Origin of the sequence: Mesorhizobium sp. LSHC412B00 (assembly GCF_000503035.1) — a bacterium.
Taxonomy (GTDB): domain Bacteria; phylum Pseudomonadota; class Alphaproteobacteria; order Rhizobiales; family Rhizobiaceae; genus Mesorhizobium.
The window spans coordinates 892,072-912,446 of sequence record NZ_AYWB01000001.1 but is presented as its reverse complement, the minus strand read 5'-3'; the positions used below and the strand labels follow the sequence as shown (position 1 = coordinate 912,446).

The 20,375-nt window shown below is 56.0% G+C and carries 21 protein-coding genes and 2 pseudogenes; 13 read left to right on the top strand and 10 right to left on the bottom strand.

The features are described 5' to 3' along the window. Positions 1 to 91 precede the first annotated feature (91 nt). From X757_RS160445 to X757_RS160465, 5 genes are all read left to right on the top strand, one after another. Positions 92 to 421, top strand: a complete 330-nt coding sequence (locus X757_RS160445; RefSeq protein ID WP_023725290.1) for a hypothetical protein — start codon at positions 92 to 94, stop codon at positions 419 to 421. 75 nt (positions 422 to 496) lie between these two features. Then, positions 497 to 1,192, top strand: coding sequence for an adenylate/guanylate cyclase domain-containing protein (locus X757_RS160450; RefSeq protein WP_023725289.1), 696 nt, complete (start codon positions 497 to 499; stop codon positions 1,190 to 1,192). Continuing rightward, entirely contained in the window at positions 1,189 to 1,704 is a 516-nt protein-coding gene (locus tag X757_RS160455) for a Pycsar system effector family protein (protein WP_156933394.1), read from the top strand. The genes X757_RS160450 and X757_RS160455 overlap by 4 nt, the downstream gene beginning before the upstream one ends. 18 nt (positions 1,705 to 1,722) lie before the next feature. After that, positions 1,723 to 2,121, top strand: coding sequence for a hypothetical protein (locus X757_RS160460; protein WP_023725287.1), 399 nt, complete (start codon positions 1,723 to 1,725; stop codon positions 2,119 to 2,121). Continuing rightward, a complete protein-coding gene (locus X757_RS160465) occupies positions 2,118 to 2,696 on the top strand; it encodes an MltR family transcriptional regulator (RefSeq protein WP_023725286.1) in 579 nt (192 codons plus the stop codon). The genes X757_RS160460 and X757_RS160465 overlap by 4 nt, the downstream gene beginning before the upstream one ends. A 585-nt stretch (positions 2,697 to 3,281) precedes the next feature. Here X757_RS160465 and X757_RS160470 read toward each other — a convergent pair. Together X757_RS160470 and X757_RS160475 are read right to left on the bottom strand one after the other, a co-directional pair. Beyond that, a complete protein-coding gene (locus X757_RS160470; protein ID WP_023725284.1) occupies positions 3,282 to 3,545 on the bottom strand; it encodes a hypothetical protein in 264 nt (87 codons plus the stop codon). Continuing rightward, complete coding sequence (locus X757_RS160475; protein WP_023725283.1) at positions 3,542 to 3,796, bottom strand: hypothetical protein; 255 nt, start codon at positions 3,794 to 3,796, stop codon at positions 3,542 to 3,544. The genes X757_RS160470 and X757_RS160475 overlap by 4 nt, the downstream gene beginning before the upstream one ends. Positions 3,797 to 4,862: 1,066 nt before the next feature. On the opposite strand from X757_RS160475, the gene X757_RS160490 reads away from it, so the two are divergent. Then, on the top strand, positions 4,863 to 6,056 hold the full coding sequence (locus X757_RS160490; RefSeq protein WP_156933393.1) for a hypothetical protein: 1,194 nt from the start codon (positions 4,863 to 4,865) through the stop codon (positions 6,054 to 6,056). A gap of 433 nt (positions 6,057 to 6,489) precedes the next feature. Here X757_RS160490 and X757_RS0133355 read toward each other — a convergent pair. From X757_RS0133355 to X757_RS1000000165670, 6 genes and pseudogenes are all read right to left on the bottom strand, one after another. Beyond that, positions 6,490 to 6,648 (bottom strand): annotated as a pseudogene (locus X757_RS0133355) (magnesium chelatase domain-containing protein); the annotation flags it as partial. Between the two features lie 102 nt (positions 6,649 to 6,750). Then, entirely contained in the window at positions 6,751 to 8,202 is a 1,452-nt protein-coding gene (locus tag X757_RS160495) for an FRG domain-containing protein (protein WP_156933392.1), read from the bottom strand. A 576-nt stretch (positions 8,203 to 8,778) separates the two neighbouring features. Beyond that, positions 8,779 to 9,717, bottom strand: a complete 939-nt coding sequence (locus X757_RS160500; protein WP_156933390.1) for a hypothetical protein — start codon at positions 9,715 to 9,717, stop codon at positions 8,779 to 8,781. Further along, entirely contained in the window at positions 9,623 to 10,195 is a 573-nt protein-coding gene (locus X757_RS160505; RefSeq protein WP_031251051.1) for a hypothetical protein, read from the bottom strand. The genes X757_RS160500 and X757_RS160505 overlap by 95 nt, the downstream gene beginning before the upstream one ends. Before the next feature lie 225 nt (positions 10,196 to 10,420). Beyond that, the gene (locus tag X757_RS160510; protein ID WP_023725275.1) at positions 10,421 to 11,353 is read right to left on the bottom strand and encodes a hypothetical protein; all 933 of its coding nucleotides are present in this window, start codon (positions 11,351 to 11,353) and stop codon (positions 10,421 to 10,423) included. Between the two features lie 695 nt (positions 11,354 to 12,048). Beyond that, positions 12,049 to 13,008, bottom strand: a complete 960-nt coding sequence (locus tag X757_RS1000000165670; RefSeq protein WP_023725273.1) for an XRE family transcriptional regulator — start codon at positions 13,006 to 13,008, stop codon at positions 12,049 to 12,051. An 80-nt stretch (positions 13,009 to 13,088) separates the two neighbouring features. Between X757_RS1000000165670 and X757_RS160520 the strand changes: the two genes are divergently transcribed. The 6 genes from X757_RS160520 to X757_RS160545 all read left to right on the top strand — a co-directional run bounded on the left by X757_RS160520 (position 13,089) and on the right by X757_RS160545 (position 18,093). Continuing rightward, complete coding sequence (locus tag X757_RS160520; RefSeq protein WP_156933389.1) at positions 13,089 to 14,042, top strand: SEC-C domain-containing protein; 954 nt, start codon at positions 13,089 to 13,091, stop codon at positions 14,040 to 14,042. Between the two features lie 348 nt (positions 14,043 to 14,390). Further along, positions 14,391 to 15,014, top strand: a complete 624-nt coding sequence (locus X757_RS160525; protein WP_031251049.1) for a hypothetical protein — start codon at positions 14,391 to 14,393, stop codon at positions 15,012 to 15,014. Then, on the top strand, positions 15,015 to 16,157 hold the full coding sequence (locus tag X757_RS160530; RefSeq protein WP_023725270.1) for a hypothetical protein: 1,143 nt from the start codon (positions 15,015 to 15,017) through the stop codon (positions 16,155 to 16,157). Between the two features lie 122 nt (positions 16,158 to 16,279). Next, positions 16,280 to 16,930, top strand: a complete 651-nt coding sequence (locus tag X757_RS160535; RefSeq protein WP_023725269.1) for a recombinase family protein — start codon at positions 16,280 to 16,282, stop codon at positions 16,928 to 16,930. Positions 16,931 to 17,233: 303 nt separating this feature from the next. Next, complete coding sequence (locus X757_RS160540; protein ID WP_023725268.1) at positions 17,234 to 17,779, top strand: hypothetical protein; 546 nt, start codon at positions 17,234 to 17,236, stop codon at positions 17,777 to 17,779. 8 nt (positions 17,780 to 17,787) lie between these two features. After that, complete coding sequence (locus X757_RS160545) at positions 17,788 to 18,093, top strand: hypothetical protein (protein ID WP_031251048.1); 306 nt, start codon at positions 17,788 to 17,790, stop codon at positions 18,091 to 18,093. Between the two features lie 136 nt (positions 18,094 to 18,229). On the opposite strand, the pseudogene X757_RS01000000164520 reads toward X757_RS160545, so the two are convergent. Continuing rightward, positions 18,230 to 18,619, bottom strand: a pseudogene (locus tag X757_RS01000000164520) (MucR family transcriptional regulator). Positions 18,620 to 18,676: 57 nt separating this feature from the next. Next, the gene (locus X757_RS160550) at positions 18,677 to 19,663 is read right to left on the bottom strand and encodes a hypothetical protein (protein ID WP_023725266.1); all 987 of its coding nucleotides are present in this window, start codon (positions 19,661 to 19,663) and stop codon (positions 18,677 to 18,679) included. A gap of 299 nt (positions 19,664 to 19,962) precedes the next feature. Here X757_RS160550 and X757_RS160555 point away from each other — a divergent pair, with 299 nt between their 5' ends. After that, positions 19,963 to 20,346: a hypothetical protein gene (locus X757_RS160555; protein ID WP_023725265.1), complete on the top strand. Its 384-nt coding sequence runs from the start codon at positions 19,963 to 19,965 to the stop codon at positions 20,344 to 20,346. Positions 20,347 to 20,375 lie beyond the last annotated feature (29 nt).

Genomic DNA, 20,375 nt, shown 5'->3' with positions numbered 1-20,375 from the left:
AACCTATTTGTGCTTTGTTCGGTCACCGTTTGGCTGCCGGACCAAAAAGGTGTCCGTGAAAAGACAAGCTGGGCGGTTTCAGGAGCCGACCATGCCCGCCCGCCACAAAGGCATCAATTCCGACGCCTGCCTAGACCGCGTCTACCCATACCAAGCCGTCATCCCCTGGGAGAACTGCTGCGAGAAGAACTATGACCCCGCCCATAGCCGGGCGCACGAAATGAATTGCGCAGAACACCACGTGTTCATCAGGAAGGATGACCGTGAATATCTGGGCTTTCGGTTCAAGGAGCCGTTCCAGGCGGAGCGGATGGCACAGGAATTTGGCGGTGAGGTCTACTATGCGCTCGACCGCAGCAAGGGTAGTGGTTGGGAGAAGTGGCGGCGGAAAGTGACGCCTAATGCTTTTGCGAAATACTAATTCTGTGGGCTAACGCAGCCAGTTATTTAAAAACGCCCAAGCTATCTCTATGTGTTCTGCTAGGGGGACTTGGCAGTGGCACTGAAAGATGACCTACAAACGGCAGTCGCTGCAATTTTTGCGGACAAGTGGTCCAAACGCGACGGCACGGTAGTACCGGGCGAAAATAGCCTCACACTCGGGAATGATGGCATTGATATCGAGGCAACGGTTCTCTACGCCGACATTTCTGACTCAACTAAGCTTGTTGATACGCACAAACATTTTTTCTCGGCCGAAGTCTACAAGGCCTTCCTGCGCTGTGCCGCCAGAATCATCCGTGACAACGGTGGGTCCATAACAGCCTACGATGGCGATAGGGTAATGGCCGTCTACGTTGGCGATATGAAGAACTCTTCGGCTGCGCGCACGGCCCTGAAGATAAATTGGTGCTGCAAATCCCTTATCCAGCCGGCACTGAAAAAGCAGTATCCTGATGAAGGCTATGTCCTGCATCATACCGTTGGAATCGACACCTCAACTATGCGTGTCGCAGCGGCGGGCATTCGCGGTGCCAACGACCTGGTGTGGATTGGACGTGCTCCGAATTGGGCCGCAAAGCTGTGCACCCTGCCACATGACTATTCTACGTGGATTACTAAGGCGGTTTACGACAAGCTCGAAGACAAGTCCAAGCTGGCGACCGATGGCCGGAACATGTGGGAAGCGCGGTCTTGGACCGCGATGGATAACAATACAATCTATCGCTCTAACTTCTGGTGGCCGCTGTGACCGACAAACAGGAAATCGGCTTGGAGGTGGCGGAGCGCCAGCTCGACCGCATCATGGGGTTTTTCCCGCGAATCGACTCGAAGGTGTCCGCGCTATTCGCAATCGTTTCGGGACAGGTAGCCTTCGCCGCCGTCAATCTTACCATTGATGACCTGAAGACCTGGTGGGTTGGGGCGCCCGCGTTTGTCTTCCTCGCATCCGTGGCTTGGACAATCATCAATCTCTATCTTTGCGCGTTTCCACACCTGAAGGGCGGTCATGCCTCTTTCGTCTATTTCAAGGAAATCGCCAAGCTTACGGAAGCCGACTACCTTCAAAAGTACGGCGCTCTCGATGAGGCGGCTCTCAAGCGGGACGTGATGGGCCAGATTTGGCGTAACTCCGAAATCGTGGCGCTAAAGTACGATTACCTCAAGCAAGCCACGCTGGCTGTTATGTTCTCAATTCTGCCGTGGTTCCTCCTGTTGCTTGGAACGTCATACGTTCATTGGAAACTGCCGCTTTCGCCCTGAGCGGAACGAGGGGATTAGATGTCGGAGAGCGAGACCAATAAAAGCGGTTTGCCGGAACTGAGCCCACAATTCACTCTAGGGCTTTGGTTTATGGGTATCGGGTTGGTGGTCAGCGTCTTTACAGCTTTGCTGGGTATGGAAGTCGGATGGGGAATGCAGGGGAAATTCCAGGCTCTCATACAGGCCATTGCCGCAGCGTTCGCTTTGTATGGACTGAGGACCTATAGGCGTAAGCTGTACGGCTTGCTGGAGGTCGCGTTTGCCGTTCTGCTTCTGATATTTGCGATTTCCAATCGCGCCGGTGTCGTCGCGCTGGATAAAGAAAACATGGGTTATTTGGCGCAGATTGCTGCGGGCATTTATGTGCTTATTCGAGGGCTCGACAACATGGTCCTAGAAATCAGGCCTGCCAAATGAAGCCCGGTACAGCGTTGCCCGGCTCGGTGCCGCAACCGGAGAATTTCCACGACCGCTTGAACCGGCTTACCAACCTGCTGCACGATGAAGACGAGCGCGGGTTGGTCCTGACATCTGCCGCGTTTGCGGAAGATCTTCTTGGGTGGCTTATTCGGGCCTACTTGGTCGACGTTAAATCTTCCAGCGAGTTGCTGGACGGCTTCAACGCGCCCCTCGGTACACTGTCCTCACGCACGAAGGGCGCCCATGCCCTCGGGTTGCTATCGCGGGACCAATTCACTGACCTCGAACACCTGCGGAAAATCCGAAATGAGTTCGCCCATAATTGGGAAGGATGCTCGTTCGAACGTCAGGACATCGCGGACCGGATTGCTCGGCTGTGCCCAACGCGCATCCCTTCCGGCAATGGTGACGACGACGCTACGCCGAAGAATAAGCTGCGGTCGTCAATCTCCTGCATTTTGACTGAGCTGGACGTGCTCACCAGGCTGATTGGAGAGGAACGCCGTCGCATTCAGCCGCAAGCGATGCATCTCTCTCTGACGCCCGTGACCAAGCGTCCACCAATCAAGTAGCGCGCCCTTTCTGAAAGTACGCCGCTCGTCCCGAAAATCGAACAGGGTTAGCTTGCCTTCATCGAGGCATGGCTTGGCGTCAAGCTTCGGCGCGATTTCATCCATTCTGCATCTTAGGACTTCACAAAGGCGCACCAGAATTCGAACGCTTGGATGAGCACGCCCCGCTTCGAAGGCGGCAACGTCTGAACGCACCTTGCTCTGGCCCTCGAAGACAGCCGACGAAAGCTGCATATCGGTTAGCCCGGCTCGAATTCTGACCGCGCTGAGCATTTCTGCGTGGAAGCGCCTGCCGAACGTGGCAAGGCGCCGTTCTGGCTGGGAGCTAGGTTGCTTCATCGTTGACCACCTTCATATCCCCGGTCAGGCGGGCGTTGATGCTGTCGGCCTTGTCTGCGGCCTGCTCGCGTGCTGCTGAGCCGTCGTAGTTGTCATTGTCCGCCACATCGAGGTCGTGCGTGACGACGCAAAGTGGAGTTTACAGGCACGGCGGAGGCAGGCGACCTTGGCCCTTTTCTGTGTACCACTTGCTCCAGAAGGAGCCGTCTTTCGCGCAGGCGCGAACCTTGTCCAGTTCGGTCCGATTCATCGTAACGACGTGGCTAACGCGGCGGTCCCGGTGGCGTCGGAGATCTGCGCATAGACCCCGATTATGTCGGCATCCGAACGGGTGCCAAGGCAATCCTTGCGCTCGTGCACCACTGTCTCAATGAACCCGTCGCGCTTTACCGTGATGGTTTCGCCCTTGTAGACGCATTCGACCTGCGCCGCGAAGCCGGGCAGAGCTTCCTGAAGCCGTGCAAGGTAGCGCCGGTATCCGATTTGAAGGCAGCATTGGGTTTCGTTCAATCCTTGCTGTGGCGGGCTATCATGTGGACATGCTGGCGGGCGTCAATGGAAAGGCGCATGGCAGCGGCATTGCGCATGGCGGGCAATGATGCTGGCGAAGCGCACTTCGTCAGGTCGTTTTTGGTGCCCTTTGATTTGTCGATTTCGGCAAGGACGCTGACCGCGTACTCCCGCCCCCGTCCCCCGCCAAGGATGTTGTTGAGGCTCTTGATGGTGCCGCCCGCGATAACGCTGCGAAGGGCGCCGATCATGAAGCTCTCCCAGATCTTGGGCGGCCTGTTCAACAGCCGCCCTCGCCCACCGGCGCCAACAGTGCGGCAGAACACTCGCAAGACGAAGGCCATCTGGTTGCTTATACGGCAGGGACACATCACCCTGCGGGAGATTGCCAATATGGGTGACAACTCACCGTCCAAAACCATCGTGAGGATGCGGCAGGACGGCGTCCTGCTCGCTGTTGCGTTCGACCCGAAGGGCTTCCGCATGGCGCCCAACCCCAGCGGCCAAGGCCAGCACAAGGTCTACCTAGAACGAACAAGCTTCCGGTCGGGCTGGAGCGCCGCAAGCAACCTCGGGGAACCAGACGTACAAGTCCTTGACGGAACAGATGACCCTCACCATCTTATGGCTAGACGGTGGGCAGAGCATTCCTCATGGTACCCCACCCTACAGGTACACCCGACTTAAAGCGGGAATACGATAGACCGGAAGCAGCTGGGCCGTGATTCTCACAGGTTCGGCATGAGGAAGCCGCCGGAAACTTGATGACCTAGCAACGGTCATGGAGTTTCCCGCGGCAATTGAGAGGCGGGATCTCCTGACCATCGGAGAACTGCCAATGCCCCAGCCTCTAGTCTGCCTGCTTGTCTTGATCATGATTCTTGCATCCGTGCCCATCCTGTACGATTGGATCGGCAAGACCTCATCCCCAAGATTCGAGCGCCTTATTACGTTCGCTCAGAGCGTTTTCGCTGGCGCCTTGTTCATGCTGCTCGCCCTTTTGGTCGCCCACTAAGGCTGGGCCGTCATCTGAGAAAGCCTGGCAGGCGGCCCCGGTGCGTCTAGGTGCAGGACAGGGTGCACCGCACCCCTGCCTCGTGGCGAAAAGCGGGTGCAGGCGGAGTGGGTGCCTTTGGGGGAACCGGCTGCAACGTAGTGAAGCTGGGCGGAAGGCAATCCGAAGCGCGGGAGGGCGGAGCCCTGCCCCCACTATCGAAAAGACACTGTTTCTTCGAGTCGACGATTTTATAATGCAAAGACGAAAATAGCTTGTATCATCGTACAAGCACGGCCGGCGTGCTATTTTTGGGGGTAATGATGAGTTTAGACCTTACTATAACAGTAGACTTGGTCAGCGACACCTTTCTAAATTGGCTTATAGATGACCAGCGCAAGCCTGGAAATGAGATCGAAAGCAACCCTAAAGGCGACGCTTTCCTAGCGGCTGGCTTTCAGAGAGCGGGAAGTGACCGTGCCTTAGGCGCAAGCCAAGTCGATGTCTATACATCAGAAGATCGCGCATTTGGCATCTACCGGAACGCAGTGTTAGTCGCTAGTCCAATTTTAAACGTGCCGATCCGAAACAGTCTTTCGGTTAGTGTCGGTGCAAGGTTGTACCTCAACATACAAGATGCGACCCTTGCCGCTCAGGTCGTCGAAGCGTTTGAAAACTTTCCTGTGGGGGCGTCATCTGCTCCAGAGATTATGCGCGGCATTGCTGCGGGGGTCAGCGAAGATATGTACGCGGTAGTTGCGTATTACGCAGTGAAGGTGATCAAGCTAGGTATTCCTATGTTTGAGCCTAGACAGTTGCTAGATGATCTTTTGCACGGAACTCTGGGCGGCGGCATTGGCGGGACACTAGCTGAGGATGACCACGGCGGGGCTTGGGATGAGAAAACCCAGCAGGACGGTCTTCTGGCGAAACAGCTTAGTGCAACGAAGCGGTCGAGACCCGAGCCGATACGGACGGATAAACTGCGACAAGTCAACCGAAACGACATGAATGACCCACGTCGGTCTTTGTCGCCTGAGGCCATGATCCAAACCATAGCTGAGGATGTAGGCAGGAAGATGGATTGCAACCATCTTGAATCGAAGCCTTTCAAGATGGGGACGATAATGGAGTACCCCCAATACAAGGTGGATGTAACTTGGCACGACCGCAGGATCGGGTGCGCTATAATATCGGTCCCAGAGTTCACAGCAAGCGAGCGGAAAGCGCAGTACATCGCCTACGCTTACCTATACTACCCCACGAACCTTGATCAATATGTTGTGGATCAAATGATGGATTGCCTAAAGCTTGCTGCTGCGACGTTTGTCGTGGTGTTGGTTTACGTCGATTTTGTGTCTGCCCTAGCATCGCTGAAAGGCGCGTTCGCGCTTTGCGTTAAGGTGAAAGGCATTAAAGCTATCGATGATGTGCAACGTTGCATCTCACCGGAAATCGCTACCGTTTGGGAGACTACCGACTGGGGGCCGGTTACAACAGCAGGAGGGTTATTGTGATAAATCTCGAAATACGTGGCGGTGGTGTAACGGCCAATGTGGATATTGATGACGGCGTTTTGTCCACGACGTGGACGGCAGCGCAGCCGAGAGCTTTCGGGACTGCCGGAGGTTCGGTCGCGTCGTGGGGCACTGGTGCGGCTTGGCTTCAATCGGGTCAAGCGGTGCCTGTGCTGATCCTAAACGGCCTTCCAGGAAAGACATCCGGGACGGGTGAGAAGAAGTGGCCGGATGGGATGATGCCAGCCGGTCCCGTGGAGTGGAATATATTATAAACAGCCGGAAGGCTGTTCTTTGTCCGGATGCTGCGCCTATGCCTGACACCTCGAACCCACTCCGCGACCTTGATAATCGGCTCGGACCAGACCAGTTGGTACAGCTCTTCTCTCGATACCACGTCCACTTATCCCTCACGAACCTTGATTCTCGTTGTCTCGAACCGGCTGACTTTGTTGGGGTGATCGCCAGGCGCCAGGTTTACCGTCACCTTCTTCGACGGCATCGACAGCCCCGACGCATGCAGTGCCGCCTGCACGCGCTCGCGGCTTTCGGCCACCGCCTTGTCGGCCAGCCCGACGATCTGCATGTTGAGGTGAATTAAGTCCAGAACTCCCCCAAACTATTTGGTGGTTGCGATGCCGCATGGAAGCGGGCCAGGACAATGGTACCGCCATACAAAACAGCAGGAGTTGGACTAAGGCCTGCCAAGTGTGGCGATGTGTGTTGGCCAATAGGCGGCTACGGATCGTTCAACGACTATCTGCCAAGGAACTATTTGGTCTGAAAACAGATCTACCAGCGCGCGCTTGTCGTACAAGCGCAGACTACCACCAGAGTACGGATCGAGGGCCACCATAAGTGCCTCACGTCCTGGGTTCTGGGAAAAACCTAGTAGGTCTCGGCCGGCTTCTGTTAGCGTTTGCCATAGGCTCCCCGAGGCGACATAGGCACGAGTTGACCCTCCTCCAATTATCGCCATCTCGATTTCAATAGCGTCATCGACCAGCGAGTCGGCTAGTTCATCTAAGCCGAAGCCCTTCCCTAGGTCGAACTTCTGAAATGCCGGATATAGGCATGCGAACTTGGAAACCGCGCGGGTGATTTGATTGCCCGTGTATGGATGCGGGCGCATCCCGGTCCAGAGCCGATTAAGTAAGGCTTGGAAAGAATCGCCCTCGTGACGGGTAAAGTCGGGCTCAACTGTCACCAAGTCTGCACTGGAACGACGCATATTAACGACTTCCCGGAGTGGTTTGCCTCCAGTTCGAAGCTCGCTCGGTGACAGAACAGGCGGAGCGGAATCAATGTCCATCAAGGGCCATCGTTCATCTGGGGTTTTCAAAAGAACTGCGGGTAATTTTGGCACCACAAGATCCGACGGCGTCAGGTCCGGGGGATCTTCGATTCTGACATAAATTGCTCCGCGTCTAACGCCGTAGTCGGCGAGGTCTCTGAAATTCTCTTGCCGCTCCGCAAGCAGGCGATACTGATCGATCATTTGTTCCAGATGGCTCTGACGATCGGGATAAATCCTTCGCCTCTCAATAGTAGGAATGACGCTGGTTTGATTGAATACGATCCGGTCAAATGGCCAAATCCCGTCGACATCCGTTTGAGTATGGAGGAATAAGCCGTGCTGCGCTTGCAACCGCCACAGGTTCGCAATGTCTGGTTGGACGAAACGCATTACGATCCCACTCTCGGTCATTGATTTAAAAACGCTCGACACGTCATCCGGATTGACCATAAAAATTGCGCCATACTCACCCACTATGGCGTTGTCAGTGGCAAACCATGCCGCGACGGTGGGTTCCGTGCTGAAATCAATGAAAATGGTAGCTGCAATTTCATGGTGTTGCGCAGTGGCAACAATACTCTCGTCGTCCTTAAGATAGGGAAGTAACTCTGGCGAGTGGCGTACCCAACTGTAGAAGGCATCGAGTTTCCTGATCTCTTCTTCTTTTTCCTTCTTTGTGCGACGAGCGAAACTCGATTGCATGCGCCATTTAGCATTACGTTGACCTCGGAAATAGCGATATCGACCTGCGGCCCTGAATCGTTCAGCTAGCGAGATCGCTTCAGCTACGCTGGCAACGTCAAACTGGAAGAAGTTCCCCGGCATTTCTTTTCCGATAGGTAGCTTCACGGCGTTGCCGTCTCAATTGACCGCGAGGTCCTTTTCCATTCGTCTTCGATCACCTCACCACCCTCCTCTCCAATCTTAGGACCTGGTAGCAGTAAAACCCCATCGATGGCCGGGCACAATGTCCGTGATGTGCTTGCGCCCCACATTCTCAAGCAGACTGGTTCTTACGAGCAGGCGAGCTACGCCATCCAGGACACGCCCGACATGGTGGCCAAACACTATGGCCGCTTCTTGGCCCAAGACAAAGCTGCCCTCGCAGCGAGGATACTGAACCAAGTGTGNGGTGGCCAAACACTATGGCCGCTTCTTGGCCCAAGACAAAGCTGCCCTCGCAGCGAGGATACTGAACCAAGTGTGGGAAGCTGCATGATCTGGTGGCCAGCGCTTGATGTTGCGACATTAATTCAAGTGTTTCGCCGTGGATTTTACGGTCCCCTGCACTGTCCCGATTGCGGGAGTCGACCTCATTTCGGTCGTTGATGTCTACGCAGCCAGGACCTGAAGTCGTTTCGCTGAGAACGAGAGACGTCCAGAACGGGGTCGTTATCGTCAGCGGCAGGGCTATAGCCGCGCATCTCATCGCGATCGCCGCGCCGATCGTTGCTGCTTCGCCCGTTGACGTTCCAGCGCGCGACGCTGCTGCCGGCTCATGCCTTCAAACGCAGGATCTGGAGGGAAACTGCTTGCATGAATTGCCGTCGTCTTCAATTCGAGGGGTTTTTGCAGGACTTCAAAACTATCGCGAGCTACGCGCAGGTCTTCGAGCAATTCAGGTGTCCACTCCTGCTGCGGATAGGAAACGAGATCCTCCGAGTCTCCCTTATCGGAGATCGCCATTACAGCGATTCCAACGCAAAGCTTCAGATCCCGGTCGTCGTGCAAGGCAGCGAGGCAGTATGTCTGCAGCATGGTTGCTCTGACGCGGCGATAGTCCTCCTGCACCATTTCATCGACGCCGGCGAGAACAAGAAAGACATAGGCGACCTTTTCACCTGTGGACCGATCAGGTGTCACGGCGATGCGGGCAAGCCGCCCCATCTTCTGCACTTCGAGTGCTTCCCGGGCACCGATGATCGCCTCGGCGAGCACGCGGCGCTGCACACGGTCTTCTCTCGCCATAATGCGCAGCGCTCGTTCAGCGAGTTCGACGGTGGGATCGGTATCTAAGATTCGGAATTGGGTGTCGTTCAGGACCCCATGGGTGAAAAGGCCAATCAGCCGGTCCCACTCATACGAGATACGGTTCGCCGTGTATCGCCGTTGATATTCCGGGGAGCGGACGAGATAGGCATATTCGCCCTGCACAAATGCTATCGCCGTGTCAGCATCAGCGTCGGCACCCTTCACATCCGAAATCAAAGGAAACCGATGCTCCCCGTTCGGCTCCATCATCAACAGATAGTTGGCCACCAGCTCTGCTTCACTCGGTGAAAGCGACAACTTTCCCGATCGAATGAGATCTGCGCGCGCGTTGAGGTATTTCGTGAAGTCGGTAATCGTGTCGAATTCCGACATAACGACAATCAAGGGTTGCCATGTTGAACACATGGACGAACGGACCATCGGGATCGACGTCGCCAATGCAGAAAGCCCGATGATGCGGCAGGGTGAAGTCAACATGGTCCTTGCCCCGCAGGGACGGCATAATCATGAATGTACCGTCCGGGTCATCGAAGTAGGATGAAGCGGCCCGCTCTCCGCCGGAGGCGACGCAGATGCCGTGGACACGCCTTTGCCCGATCGGCGGCAACTTCAGCGGGATGGGTTTTTCGCATTTGCCATCCGCAAATATCGCTTGCGGATTCTTTTTCAGCCAGAGATCCGCCTTGCGGATCTGCTGGGCGGATTCCCCTATCGCCCGGCTGTACCAGCGTTTCCATGCGAGTTCGAAAGGCGCATCCGGCCACGCGATATGCTTGTCGCTAAACATCAGCACATCGTCACCGCAGATCACGAGAAGGTCACATAGCTCCTTGCCTGCCTTCTTGAACACGTTGGGCCAGGACCAGAGATCAAGAAACGTATCATCAGCCAGTTTGGCTAGATGCTTCTCGGTGGGCGTGAGGCCTGAAGCTTTCTTTACCGACGAAATGGTGGTTACCTTGGAGCCGTTGCTGGTGGACCGTATCGGCGCACCATGTCGAAATTCGAAAAGGTCGCTAGAGGTGCGACCCCGTGCGCCGGAGTACCCCCCGAGCCGTCATTGAGAACGGCACGGTCAGCCAGAGCCTAGACCTCCGTCTGTTATCCAGGCAGAGATTTCTTTTTCATGAAACTCACAATCCCACCCGACTGTTGCGCGAATTCTGGCTAATGGCCCGCTCGATCGATCAACTACCACAACCTTTGCCCGACCTGTCGCAGCGTCGCGCCGGGTGTCGCTCCTAAGTGCGCCGTGCTCTTGGTTGTAAAACCCGCATCTCAGCACGAACCTTGCATGGAAGTCGGCTTCTGCCAAAGAGAACCCGAGAAACCGGACTTCGCTAGCAGTGCTGAGTACTTGAACAGTTTCCTGCCATAGCCTCTGAAAGAGCGGTCCCTCAAACTGCTTCATGTAAACCGGCGGTACTATCAACGGCATATACTGGCGACCGGACTTGGAATGCACCTCCCGCAGCGGCCTAAAGGCAAAGACTTCTGCGGCACCGGATCCTGCGAGACTGAACTTCTTCTCGGGCGCCAGCGGGCCGGCCGTATCGCTTCGGTACCAGTTCAGCGATCCATGCGGCTTGATAAGACGTGGTCCCCTTCTGCGACGATCTAGCCCATAGCTCCCTTTGTCCAGAGATTCTCCGAAGAGCAGGTCGTCTAGGATTAAATCCCAGTTGAACGAGATGATCGATGCTTGTTGATCTCTCATTGCGTTAGTCAGCCTTTGCAACCAACCGGGCTTCGGTCTAAGGGCCGACGTTTTCAGACTATGAAACCAACCCGCCATTTCCAGCAGCAGCTTGGCGCGTCGATCCTCCAGCTTGTCGCTGGTAAAGTTACCCATTGCCGGACGGGTGGACACGAAGAGATCTGCGTTCGCCCTCATTTCCGATAGGAGCTGTTCGATTGTGGGGTAAGTCTCAAGCCTTTCCGCGTTGAAATCGGGATGATGAAAGCGAATGACGTCGGCGATTTCCGCATCGATGCCTGCCCTCTCCAATCGCGGCCACAGCCCCGGCAGGAGGTTCGCGATTGTTGGAAAGCCAAGCCCTGCAGAAAGGCCCGCGCCACAACGTAGACCGTCCTCTGCTTTCGTTCAGGCACGTACGACCCCCATAGGCCCCGGTTTGAAGATGCACTAAGTTTCTGCGTTTGCGCAAGGCCGACGGCGGCGTCAGGGTGACAGTTCTAATCAAGCTCGATCGGTGAGACACTGACGCCTCGGATACAATGTCGTTCGAGAATGGAGGAAGGCCGAATTGGAGTGCTTCCGAATCGACGAGAGCGGGTACACTGGGTTTGACCTGCTCAATCCCGAACAACGCTTCCAGGGTGCATCTGCCATAGCCATAAGTGACGACGACGCCAGTCGTCTGATCAGGCTGCACTTCCCGAAGCTACAAGCGTCCGAGCTTAAGTATCGCGCACTGTCGCGACGTGTCGCCAATCGCCCTGGCCTTCTAGGATTGCTGCGTGACCTGCACAGCCACTTCAAGTGCGTGACCTATGTCTGCGACAGGTGCGTCTGCGGAGCTACTTCGCTGACACTAGATCTGCAACATTAGCCAGGGCGTCGCGTCATGCTCAAGTCCCGCGATCGCCTGCGTCGAAACTGAGTGGCATTGCGCCTTCGACGCTGCGGGCAGCTTCCTCTTCGTTGATCGGAACCCGCCTAGAGACGCATTGTAAACGTCGTTAGGGTTTGGTGAGGCTCACCTTCTTTCCAATATGATCGCGCCATAGCCCGAGCCGCTTTATTCGATATTCAACAAGTTCCGGTGAGGTCCCGAAGAAGGACGCGATCTCGGGGGCACTTTTGCCATCCGAGACCATACGCTTAATCGCGTCTCTCGGAAGCAAAGTGGCCGATGCCAGGAAATAGGCATCGTGCTCCTCAGCACTGTCATATGTCCGACCGAAGGATCCAGCAATCTTAGCTATTTTTGTTAGCTTGTGCCCGGAAAGAATGTGCCAATATTCTTCAAGCAACGTTACTCTTTGCCTCTCAACAGTATGGTAGTCGTTTAGGAAGACAACCCAGCTATCTTGATCAGAATTTAACGGAACACTCATCGCGGACCATTCGGCGCGCGACGGTCCAGAAAGAGTGATTTTTGTTCTCCCCGGAATGCAAGATGAGTCTTGCAGTCTCTCTACCGTCACGGAGTCAACGACCAAATAGAATGGGTCCAGCGGATCGTTTTTCTTCAATCCCAAGTCTCTTCGGAAATCTTCGGCTGTCTGCTCCAGTTCCTCCTTAGACATTGCGATAACGTCCCCATCTGTCGGCACGCCGCTCGGTTCTGTTATGTCACCCTTAGCGTAGTGCTGACGAAGACACACGGCTGCCTGCAATAGGGTTTGTACGGTCCCGGAGGACGCGTTCTTTCCGGCTCGGAAGTGGACAAATGCCACCCGGTCAAAGCCAAGCTCGTGTTCGTCGGCGTCCGGGCCGAGCCACTCGAGCAGCCTAATCTTGGAATTGTTATCGGGCGATCCATCGCCCCGCTCGATGCGGGCCAAGGTGGAGAAGCTGATCCCCACAATCCCCGACAGTGCTCTTATACTGAGACCTTCACGTTCGCGCTTCTCGCGGACCGCTCCGACGAGCTTTTTTTCGAATTCGTCCATGTTCACCAATTGTGCGATCAGCACGCCTTGACACGCTTCGCCCGAATATGCATCCTGTGCTGGTGACACAGACTCGCACATCGGCAAGCAAAATGGAAGCGTCGTTGGCCGACGATGTGCGGGCTGAGTTGCAGCGGATTGGCGACGGTTTGGACGCACGCCGGCCCGTGCGGGTGAAGGACGGGGGCATCGTTATCCTCGATCCACAGCCCTTCTCAACGACTGTCCAGGAGAAAAGCAATGAGCAACAGCAAGGAGCGGGAGGACCCGCAGCCCGATCACGGCAAGGGTCCACCCGACGGCAAAGGTCGTCCGATCGATCACGGGCGCCCCGTGCCGAATCACGGATCGTCGGCCTCGCCGGCAACTACGCCGGGCAGCTAGAGAATGTGCAACGGGCATACCCCGGCGCAACTCTCATCCCCGATGACTATGGAGTATGGCTTCTCGCTCGCAGCCGCGTGGTAGAGGGCCTAGGACGGGAAGCCATATTCCTTATCGCCTTGCCAAAAACATCGGCGGTGGAGCCGCGCGGATGGGCTTTTTGGGATCAAGACGGGCATGTCGAGTGGATCGGCCCGCGACACACAAATTTTCCTGATGGCTCGGTGTGCGCTTATCACCCGACGCTCGACAAGGCTTGGTCGCCTGGCGGCGACTTGCGTACGCTGCTCGACCTCTACAGCGTATGGGTGCTCCGTCATCTCCACTTGGCGGTATTTGATCGGTGGCCTGGACGTCAGCACGCTATGCCGGACGATCTCGGGCAGTCTGACCCTTACTATCGGCTAACCCAGTTCAAGGATACCGAGCTTTGCAGCTGCGGGTCAGATCGACGCTATGGCGAGTGCTGTCGGCCGCATGACCTGAAACTGCCCTTCCTGTCGATTCTGCACGCCTTCAAAAGGCGCAATCTCGGGCTCGGCATTCTTGATCGAGCGCCCCCCGCCGAAATTGCAGCGTTGATCGCCCAAGGAGGACAAAAAACTCTACCACCCATGTTGGAGGTTCACTCTACTCTGCGGGCGCAGGTCGCGGAGGTCAGCGGGAATCGCTAGCTCTACATCCCATAAGAAATGCGCGATTGGGTCAGAGGGGAAAGCATGCCGCTGCGGGAACAAGTTGTCGTTAACACGATTGCGGCGAAGAGTGTGTGTGGCAGGCCTTACCCTTCAACTCCCGCATTACGGGTCCCGTTGGGTCAGGTTACCACCAATCAAAGCACCATCGAAATCTGTGCCATCGCCAATTTTCACGATCCGAAAGACATTTTCGACTCCGTCCCGTGGAGCGAATCAGCAATAATGCTATGTTCTAAGTATCCCATCGGCGGGTACTCCCGTTCGCTCGTTGGCACATTTTACAACGCTGTGATTTGAACGAATACTGCAAGAAACCGGATCATTATGGAACATGAATATACAGTCCTAGGTGGAGTAAATCGATCTCGCATTGGGCACTACCTTGGTATCATCTCTGGTGGCGTGTCCGCTGCGGTAGTGTTTGCCTTGCTGTGGGCGGTTGACCTTGCGAAAGCATTCGGTGTCTCTGCGAATATTCCGCCGTCTGTCCTTTCTCTTGCAGGAGCCGGCACAGTGTTTGTCGTTTTGTACTGGATCCTCGACCGCTTTGCCTGGCGGTGGCGCATTTTCTCGAAGCTCCTAAAAGTTCCCGACCTTTCGGGCGAATGGGAATGCGCGGGTCAGTCGATCAACACAGAAGGCAAAACCAACTTCGAGTGGAAGGCCAAGATCACAATCGTCCAGACGTGGGATCGAATTCGAGTCCGACTGAAAACTGATCAATCCGCTTCGAACAGCACCAGCGCGGCTCTGATCCGCGACGAAGCAGACGGGTTTAGGCTTTTCTATAGCTACACCAACGAACCAAAGATGGGTCAACCGGAACTGACTGGTCACCGTGGGTCGGCTGAGATCACTTTCTCCAAGGACACACGGTCCGGCGAGGGCGAATATTTCAATGGATACGGCCGCTACACATTCGGCCGGATGATCCTTCGGAGGTTGTGAATGGCCATTGATATCGAAAAACGGCTGAGACAGTTGAACACTCGCCGCAGAGGCGTTGATCGCCTTGGTCGGCTTAGCACGGCGGCGCAATCTGACGTCCTGCAGAAAAGTATTTCGGAGGAGAGCTGGCAGAGGCGAGCCCTGACTCAGCCATACACGCGGTACGCATTGGGAGCGATGCAAGAGGTTGGCCCAGACTACACCCGAGTCAGTATTGAAACTGCAGAGCGGGTAGGCAAGCAGCTAAGCGAAAAGCTAACCGCCGCTGGATTTGCAGTGGTGTTCCGGCTCCAAGGCTCGGTTCCTCTCAACGTGCATATTCGTGGAGTCAGTGATGTAGACCTGCTGAACCTAGATGCCGATTTCTACACCTATCGCCTCACCGGTCTGAAGGCCCGCTTAGGTCACTACACTAGTCCTACGCCGGATACCTCCATTGGGCGTCTAACCCGCCTACGCAAGGAAGCCGAGAAGGTTCTAATCAACGCATACCCGGCCGCTGACGTGGACATTTCCGGAGGCAAGGCAATTGCTATTTCCGGCGGATCATTGGCCAGGCCGGTGGACGTTGTTCCTTCGCACTGGCACGACACCGACGAATATCAGTCATCGGGCAACGAGCGTGATCGCGGGGTCACCATTCTGAATAAGAAGGTTCCTGAGACAGTCGATAACCTGCCGTTTCTCCACATCGGCCGGGTGCACGATCGCGATCAAAACGATGCCCAAGGAGGTCTCAAAAAGTCGATTCGTCTAGCCAAGAACGTTAAGAACGACGCGATCGAAGATGGCAAATACATTAACTTACCCAGCTTCGACATAGCGGCGATCATGTACCACGCCAATCAGGCAGTTCTGCGCACTTCGGTCTACTATGAATTGGCGGTGCTAGCCGAGACGCAGCGTTTCTTGGACTACCTGTGGCATAACAAGGATTTTGCCCGCACACTCCACGTGCCGGACGGCTCGCGCCGCATCTTTGACAAAGAGGAGAAGTTTGGCGGGCTCCTTACACTCTCGTCTGAGATGGATGATCTAGCTCGCCAGGTGGCGCGCGAACAGAGCCAGAAGCTTCGCTATCAGGAGACAATTCCGTTGGACGAAAGCCGCAATGCGATCTCTAACGTCCTTGTGCCTGGATAGCGGCGGAAGCCGTGCCGAGAGCCATCCGCGTCTACCAAACATCAAAGTGACGCCGTTGCCCTGAGCAACTTTTCGGCCGACTTCGTCAAACATAAACCAGCGTTTATGTTTGACGAGGCTCCATGAAATATGTCGGCTATTACAGGGTTTCCACGAAGAAGCAGTCTCGGTCAGGGCTCGGTCTAGACGCTCAGCAGCAGATGGTCCGGCAATTTGCGGAGGCGAATGGGTCGCTGGTCGCAGAGTTCGTCGAGGTGGAATCGGGCCGGAACGATCAGAGATTTGAACTGGCAAAAGCGATGATGGCGTCAAAAAAGGCGGGAGCATCGCTGTTGATCGCCCGCCTCGACCGCTTTTCCCGCCGTGTCAGCTTCATCGCATCGATGATGGAGAAGGGAGTCCAGCTTGTCGTCGCTGAAATGCCCCATGCGACCGACTTCCAGCTACATATCTTTGCTGCGCTGGCCCAGGAAGAGCGGCGGCTGATCTCGGAGCGAACCAAGGCGGCTTTGGCACAAGCAAAACGAAGAGGGACGGTGCTTGGGCGGAACGGCAAGGTACTGGCCCAGGCCAACCGAGAAAGTGCCATTGCCTTCGCTGCGCACATTGAAAGGTTCTTGCCCCCCGAATGGCCGGCCATGTCGTATTCAGAGATAGCTCGCGAGCTTAATGAGATCGGTGCGACCAGTCCAACGGGCAAGCGGTTCCATGCTCAGACGGTCAAGAGCTTCGCCACTCGCCTGCTGACTGGCCGCCATCTTGAACCTGTTTGACCTTGTCATGCTGGCGGAATCCGTCCGGTCGATAAGGCTTCCGAACGTTGTCCTGAAGCACCTCTGGTAGTGCGAACCTATCGACCTATCGGCCGACATCGTCGTCGTGATGCTCACGACCCAGCTGTGTAGCAGGCAATTTTTGCCCACTTGCATCAACGTCGTTTGGATCAGCTTTTGTGCCGCAGGGAACACGATTAATCCTTCGGTTCTCATCGATTGACAGCATATTGGCTTGATCTGCAACTGTAGGTTGTATATGCCCCAGTGGATGCAATAGAACATCGACGAAAGGACCCGCCAATGACCGCGCTGAACATGTACGCAACCAAGGCCAATGCACGTAAGGACGCGTTCCGTCAGAAGTTGAACCCGGCAGATTTCATCATCGGGCAGGACGCCGAAACGCAGCGATGGTACATCGCGATGACTACGCCTGTCGTACGACCTGTATCAACAGCAACCGCCGTCGAGACCGAGCCGGAGGCAGTTAAGGCGAAAGATAAGGCGAAACCCGCGTCGGCTCCTGTAGTTGCGGTCGTCGACGTGACCACCCTGCGCGCCAAGCTTGATGCGCTCAAGGTTGAGGTTGATACGGTGAAGGCGGCGATCAAGGTGGCCGAGAAGGGCCGTCCTCGCGAGCGCGTGTCGACCATCGAAAATCCTGTGGCCTTCATCTGGGCGTCACTCAACGCGATGGCAAAGAAGACCGAGGGCGTGGTCGCCCGAAAGGACGCGCTCGCGGCGTTGACGGCGGGTGGCTGCGGCAAGAACACGATCAGCACGCAACTGCATCGATGGAAGCATGCGACGCCGGCCGAGCGCACTGCGCGGGCGAGCAAGGCATGAGCCGGCGCATGGGCGACCCGCTGACCGTCGCAGCTTCGCTATTGGCGGCAGGATTCAAACTCAAATCTCTCGCCTTCAAGGGCGAGGGTACCGACGCGGTGATCTACGTTGACGAGACGCGGCAGGTTTGGTTTCGAGAAGGCCTCTACGTGAACGTATTGCACGTGACCAGCGAACACGTCCGCATATGTCCTAACCGGGCTCAAGCCCGCAACGTTGCCGATGACTTGAATCTCGCCGACGACGCGATCCGACGATTGCCTGTCGTGTTGTGGGAAACCTGGCCAGCGTCAAACGTTCTCGACACGGCCTAGTCTAAACGCGAACCGTATCCGGACCTGGTCTAAGTGTTTGATCCCGGGCATTGATGGTGACGCCCCGCCACTGCCTAGCCGGTTCGTTGACGAGCCATGATGGTGTGATCGGAGAAGCGCCCACAGACCTTGCGTGCTATACGGTCTGCCTATTTTGCCTTCCGCTTGGATGAAGCTTTGTTGGGTCCATTGCTTTCGGTCCAAGCCCCATCGACTTGGCCAAGGCTGAACGATGCGCAGCATAGTTCGGGTCCACCATAGGGTAATCGCGCCCAAGATCCCACTTCTCACGGTAGGCCTCCGGTATAAGGTTATAGTGAGTGATCAGATGCCGCTTCAACTACTTAACCTGCTTCCCGTCATCGAGGCAGACGATGTAGTCAGGAAACACCGACTTCTTCGGATTAACCGCAGGCGTGAGGTTCACGCTGTGGATCAATGACGCAACCGGCAAAGGATTATTGCTGACGTAGGCAGAAACGATATCTGAAGTTAATCCGATCAGATTGATGGTCTCGTCGGCCAAGGGCTTTCTCCTGTAAACTTCCTAGCTTTTGGCGACGTTCAACGGCGGCGGCCGAGATCATTTCGCACAAATCCACTCCAACATTCCTGAGCCTCGTCTGCCGACAAAGACATTAGGGACGCTGGCCAGCTCCTCAGCGATCTTGTCCATCGTAGCTTCCGGAACGCAGGAATTAGCCGGACCAGACCGTTCAGCCAAAATCCACCCTGCTAGGCCGCATCTACAGAATGCTAGGAGAGCAGGGCGATCGCCATTCCAGGCATAGAAGTAACGATGGCCCGATAGCACTGATGCGACAGCGTATGCGAGTTCGTCTCCGCCTCTCAGGCAGTTGTCGAACTCATTCCCGACTTTCCGAAGCTGCTCCGCCGTTGTGATCGGGGTCAGCGCGCCGATCTGCTCAAACGGCGGGTCGGGGAACGGCATCAGACTGAAGAAGTTTGCCAGAATTGCAGGCGGTTGGCGGCCCTGAACAATGGCGCGAACGAGTCGCTGCTCATCGTGCATGGGTGACAGCCGCGCGATCACCCACAGCAGTTCAACCAGCTCCGGGGTGGGTATTTTGCACTTCAGCAGCGAGCGGAGAACTCGGTTCGACACTGGCATCGTCGAGGCCGATGCTAGTGAAAGAATGTCGTCGTCCCGGAATTCCGTTGCCTGACATACGTGATTTGCCAACGGTCCAGCGGCCATAAGCGCTTGATGCAGCGCCACATAGACGTGCTTCGACCTTGCATACGGTCCCAACTTGCCGAGTGCGGAAATCATGCCGGGAGGGCAGGAGCCGAATGCATCTATTAGAATCTGCCGGGAGTTAGCGAAGGACAAAAACCGATAAGTCTCGACCACATTGATCGTGTCATGGGCAGCTAGCCAGGCATGCCAAGTGTGTCGGCGGCTGTCTGAAGCGAGCAGGTATTCGCAGATGCGATCATTCGGCCATATCGACAGGACTTGAGCGCTGTGTTTCCGCGCGAGCAGGGCAACAATTGACTGCTCAGACCCACTAGGGTCGAGCGGTAGGCTATTTCGATTGTGATGCATGGCGGCTATCTCCCAGTCCGCCTTCCGTGTCGAACCCGCAGTCGGCAACGGCCTGGAGGTGAAATTAATTTCATAATTTTAGCGCGACGCCGGGAACGCCCCCGACCATCGAGCGGGGGTGATTGACTCAACTAATAAGAATTGGGTCGTGGGTTCTGCGCAGGCGCCAGGCGTCCTATTTGACGTCTTGCATCCTGGAGACAAGTCGCGTATATGACGCCTCTCCTTAGCAGGATGCGCCTACGCATCAACGCGAAGGAAACGCTCAGTTTGAGCAACCTCATCAAAGGAGTGGCGCTATGCCGAACAACTACCAACCGGACCAAATCAGCCTTAGCCGCGATCCGAACCTAAACAACTTCGTCTTCGATCCCGGCTCCCACGCCAACGCCCACAAAACATCCATAGGACAGGGTATCTTCGAGTTGCTGACTTCTAGGCTCGGCGTCGCCGTGCTTATGGGTGCGGTGATCGCGGCTCCCTCGCGACCGCCGGTTATCGCTACAGAGCCATTTGTGCTTCGCCATGTTGGCACTGCTGGTTTCACCGACGAAATGAAGAAATATGCCGGCCGGCTAGTTCGCTGGATCATCGAGCATCTTGGCGGGCGGTGGGTTCGTCGCGGCGTCAAGGTAACCGTGACGTCAGCGTACGGTTCAGGATCGATCTATACGTTCCGATGAAATAGCCGACAGTGTTATGATCTGCAGCG

Excerpts from the sequence above, each read along its gene's own strand:
- X757_RS160445 (WP_023725290.1), top strand. The coding sequence starts at position 92 with ATGCCCGCCCGCCACAAAGGCATCAATTCCGACGCCTGCCTAGACCGC.
- X757_RS160460 (WP_023725287.1), top strand. The coding sequence starts at position 1,723 with ATGTCGGAGAGCGAGACCAATAAAAGCGGTTTGCCGGAACTGAGCCCA.
- X757_RS160465 (WP_023725286.1), top strand. The coding sequence starts at position 2,118 with ATGAAGCCCGGTACAGCGTTGCCCGGCTCGGTGCCGCAACCGGAGAAT.
- X757_RS160475 (WP_023725283.1), bottom strand. The coding sequence starts at position 3,796 with ATGATCGGCGCCCTTCGCAGCGTTATCGCGGGCGGCACCATCAAGAGC.
- X757_RS160490 (WP_156933393.1), top strand. The coding sequence starts at position 4,863 with ATGAGTTTAGACCTTACTATAACAGTAGACTTGGTCAGCGACACCTTT.
- X757_RS160500 (WP_156933390.1), bottom strand. The coding sequence starts at position 9,717 with ATGTCGGAATTCGACACGATTACCGACTTCACGAAATACCTCAACGCG.
- X757_RS160525 (WP_031251049.1), top strand. The coding sequence starts at position 14,391 with ATGGAACATGAATATACAGTCCTAGGTGGAGTAAATCGATCTCGCATT.
- X757_RS160530 (WP_023725270.1), top strand. The coding sequence starts at position 15,015 with ATGGCCATTGATATCGAAAAACGGCTGAGACAGTTGAACACTCGCCGC.
- X757_RS160535 (WP_023725269.1), top strand. The coding sequence starts at position 16,280 with ATGAAATATGTCGGCTATTACAGGGTTTCCACGAAGAAGCAGTCTCGG.
- X757_RS160540 (WP_023725268.1), top strand. The coding sequence starts at position 17,234 with ATGACCGCGCTGAACATGTACGCAACCAAGGCCAATGCACGTAAGGAC.
- X757_RS160545 (WP_031251048.1), top strand. The coding sequence starts at position 17,788 with ATGGGCGACCCGCTGACCGTCGCAGCTTCGCTATTGGCGGCAGGATTC.
- X757_RS160550 (WP_023725266.1), bottom strand. The coding sequence starts at position 19,663 with ATGCATCACAATCGAAATAGCCTACCGCTCGACCCTAGTGGGTCTGAG.
- X757_RS160555 (WP_023725265.1), top strand. The coding sequence starts at position 19,963 with ATGCCGAACAACTACCAACCGGACCAAATCAGCCTTAGCCGCGATCCG.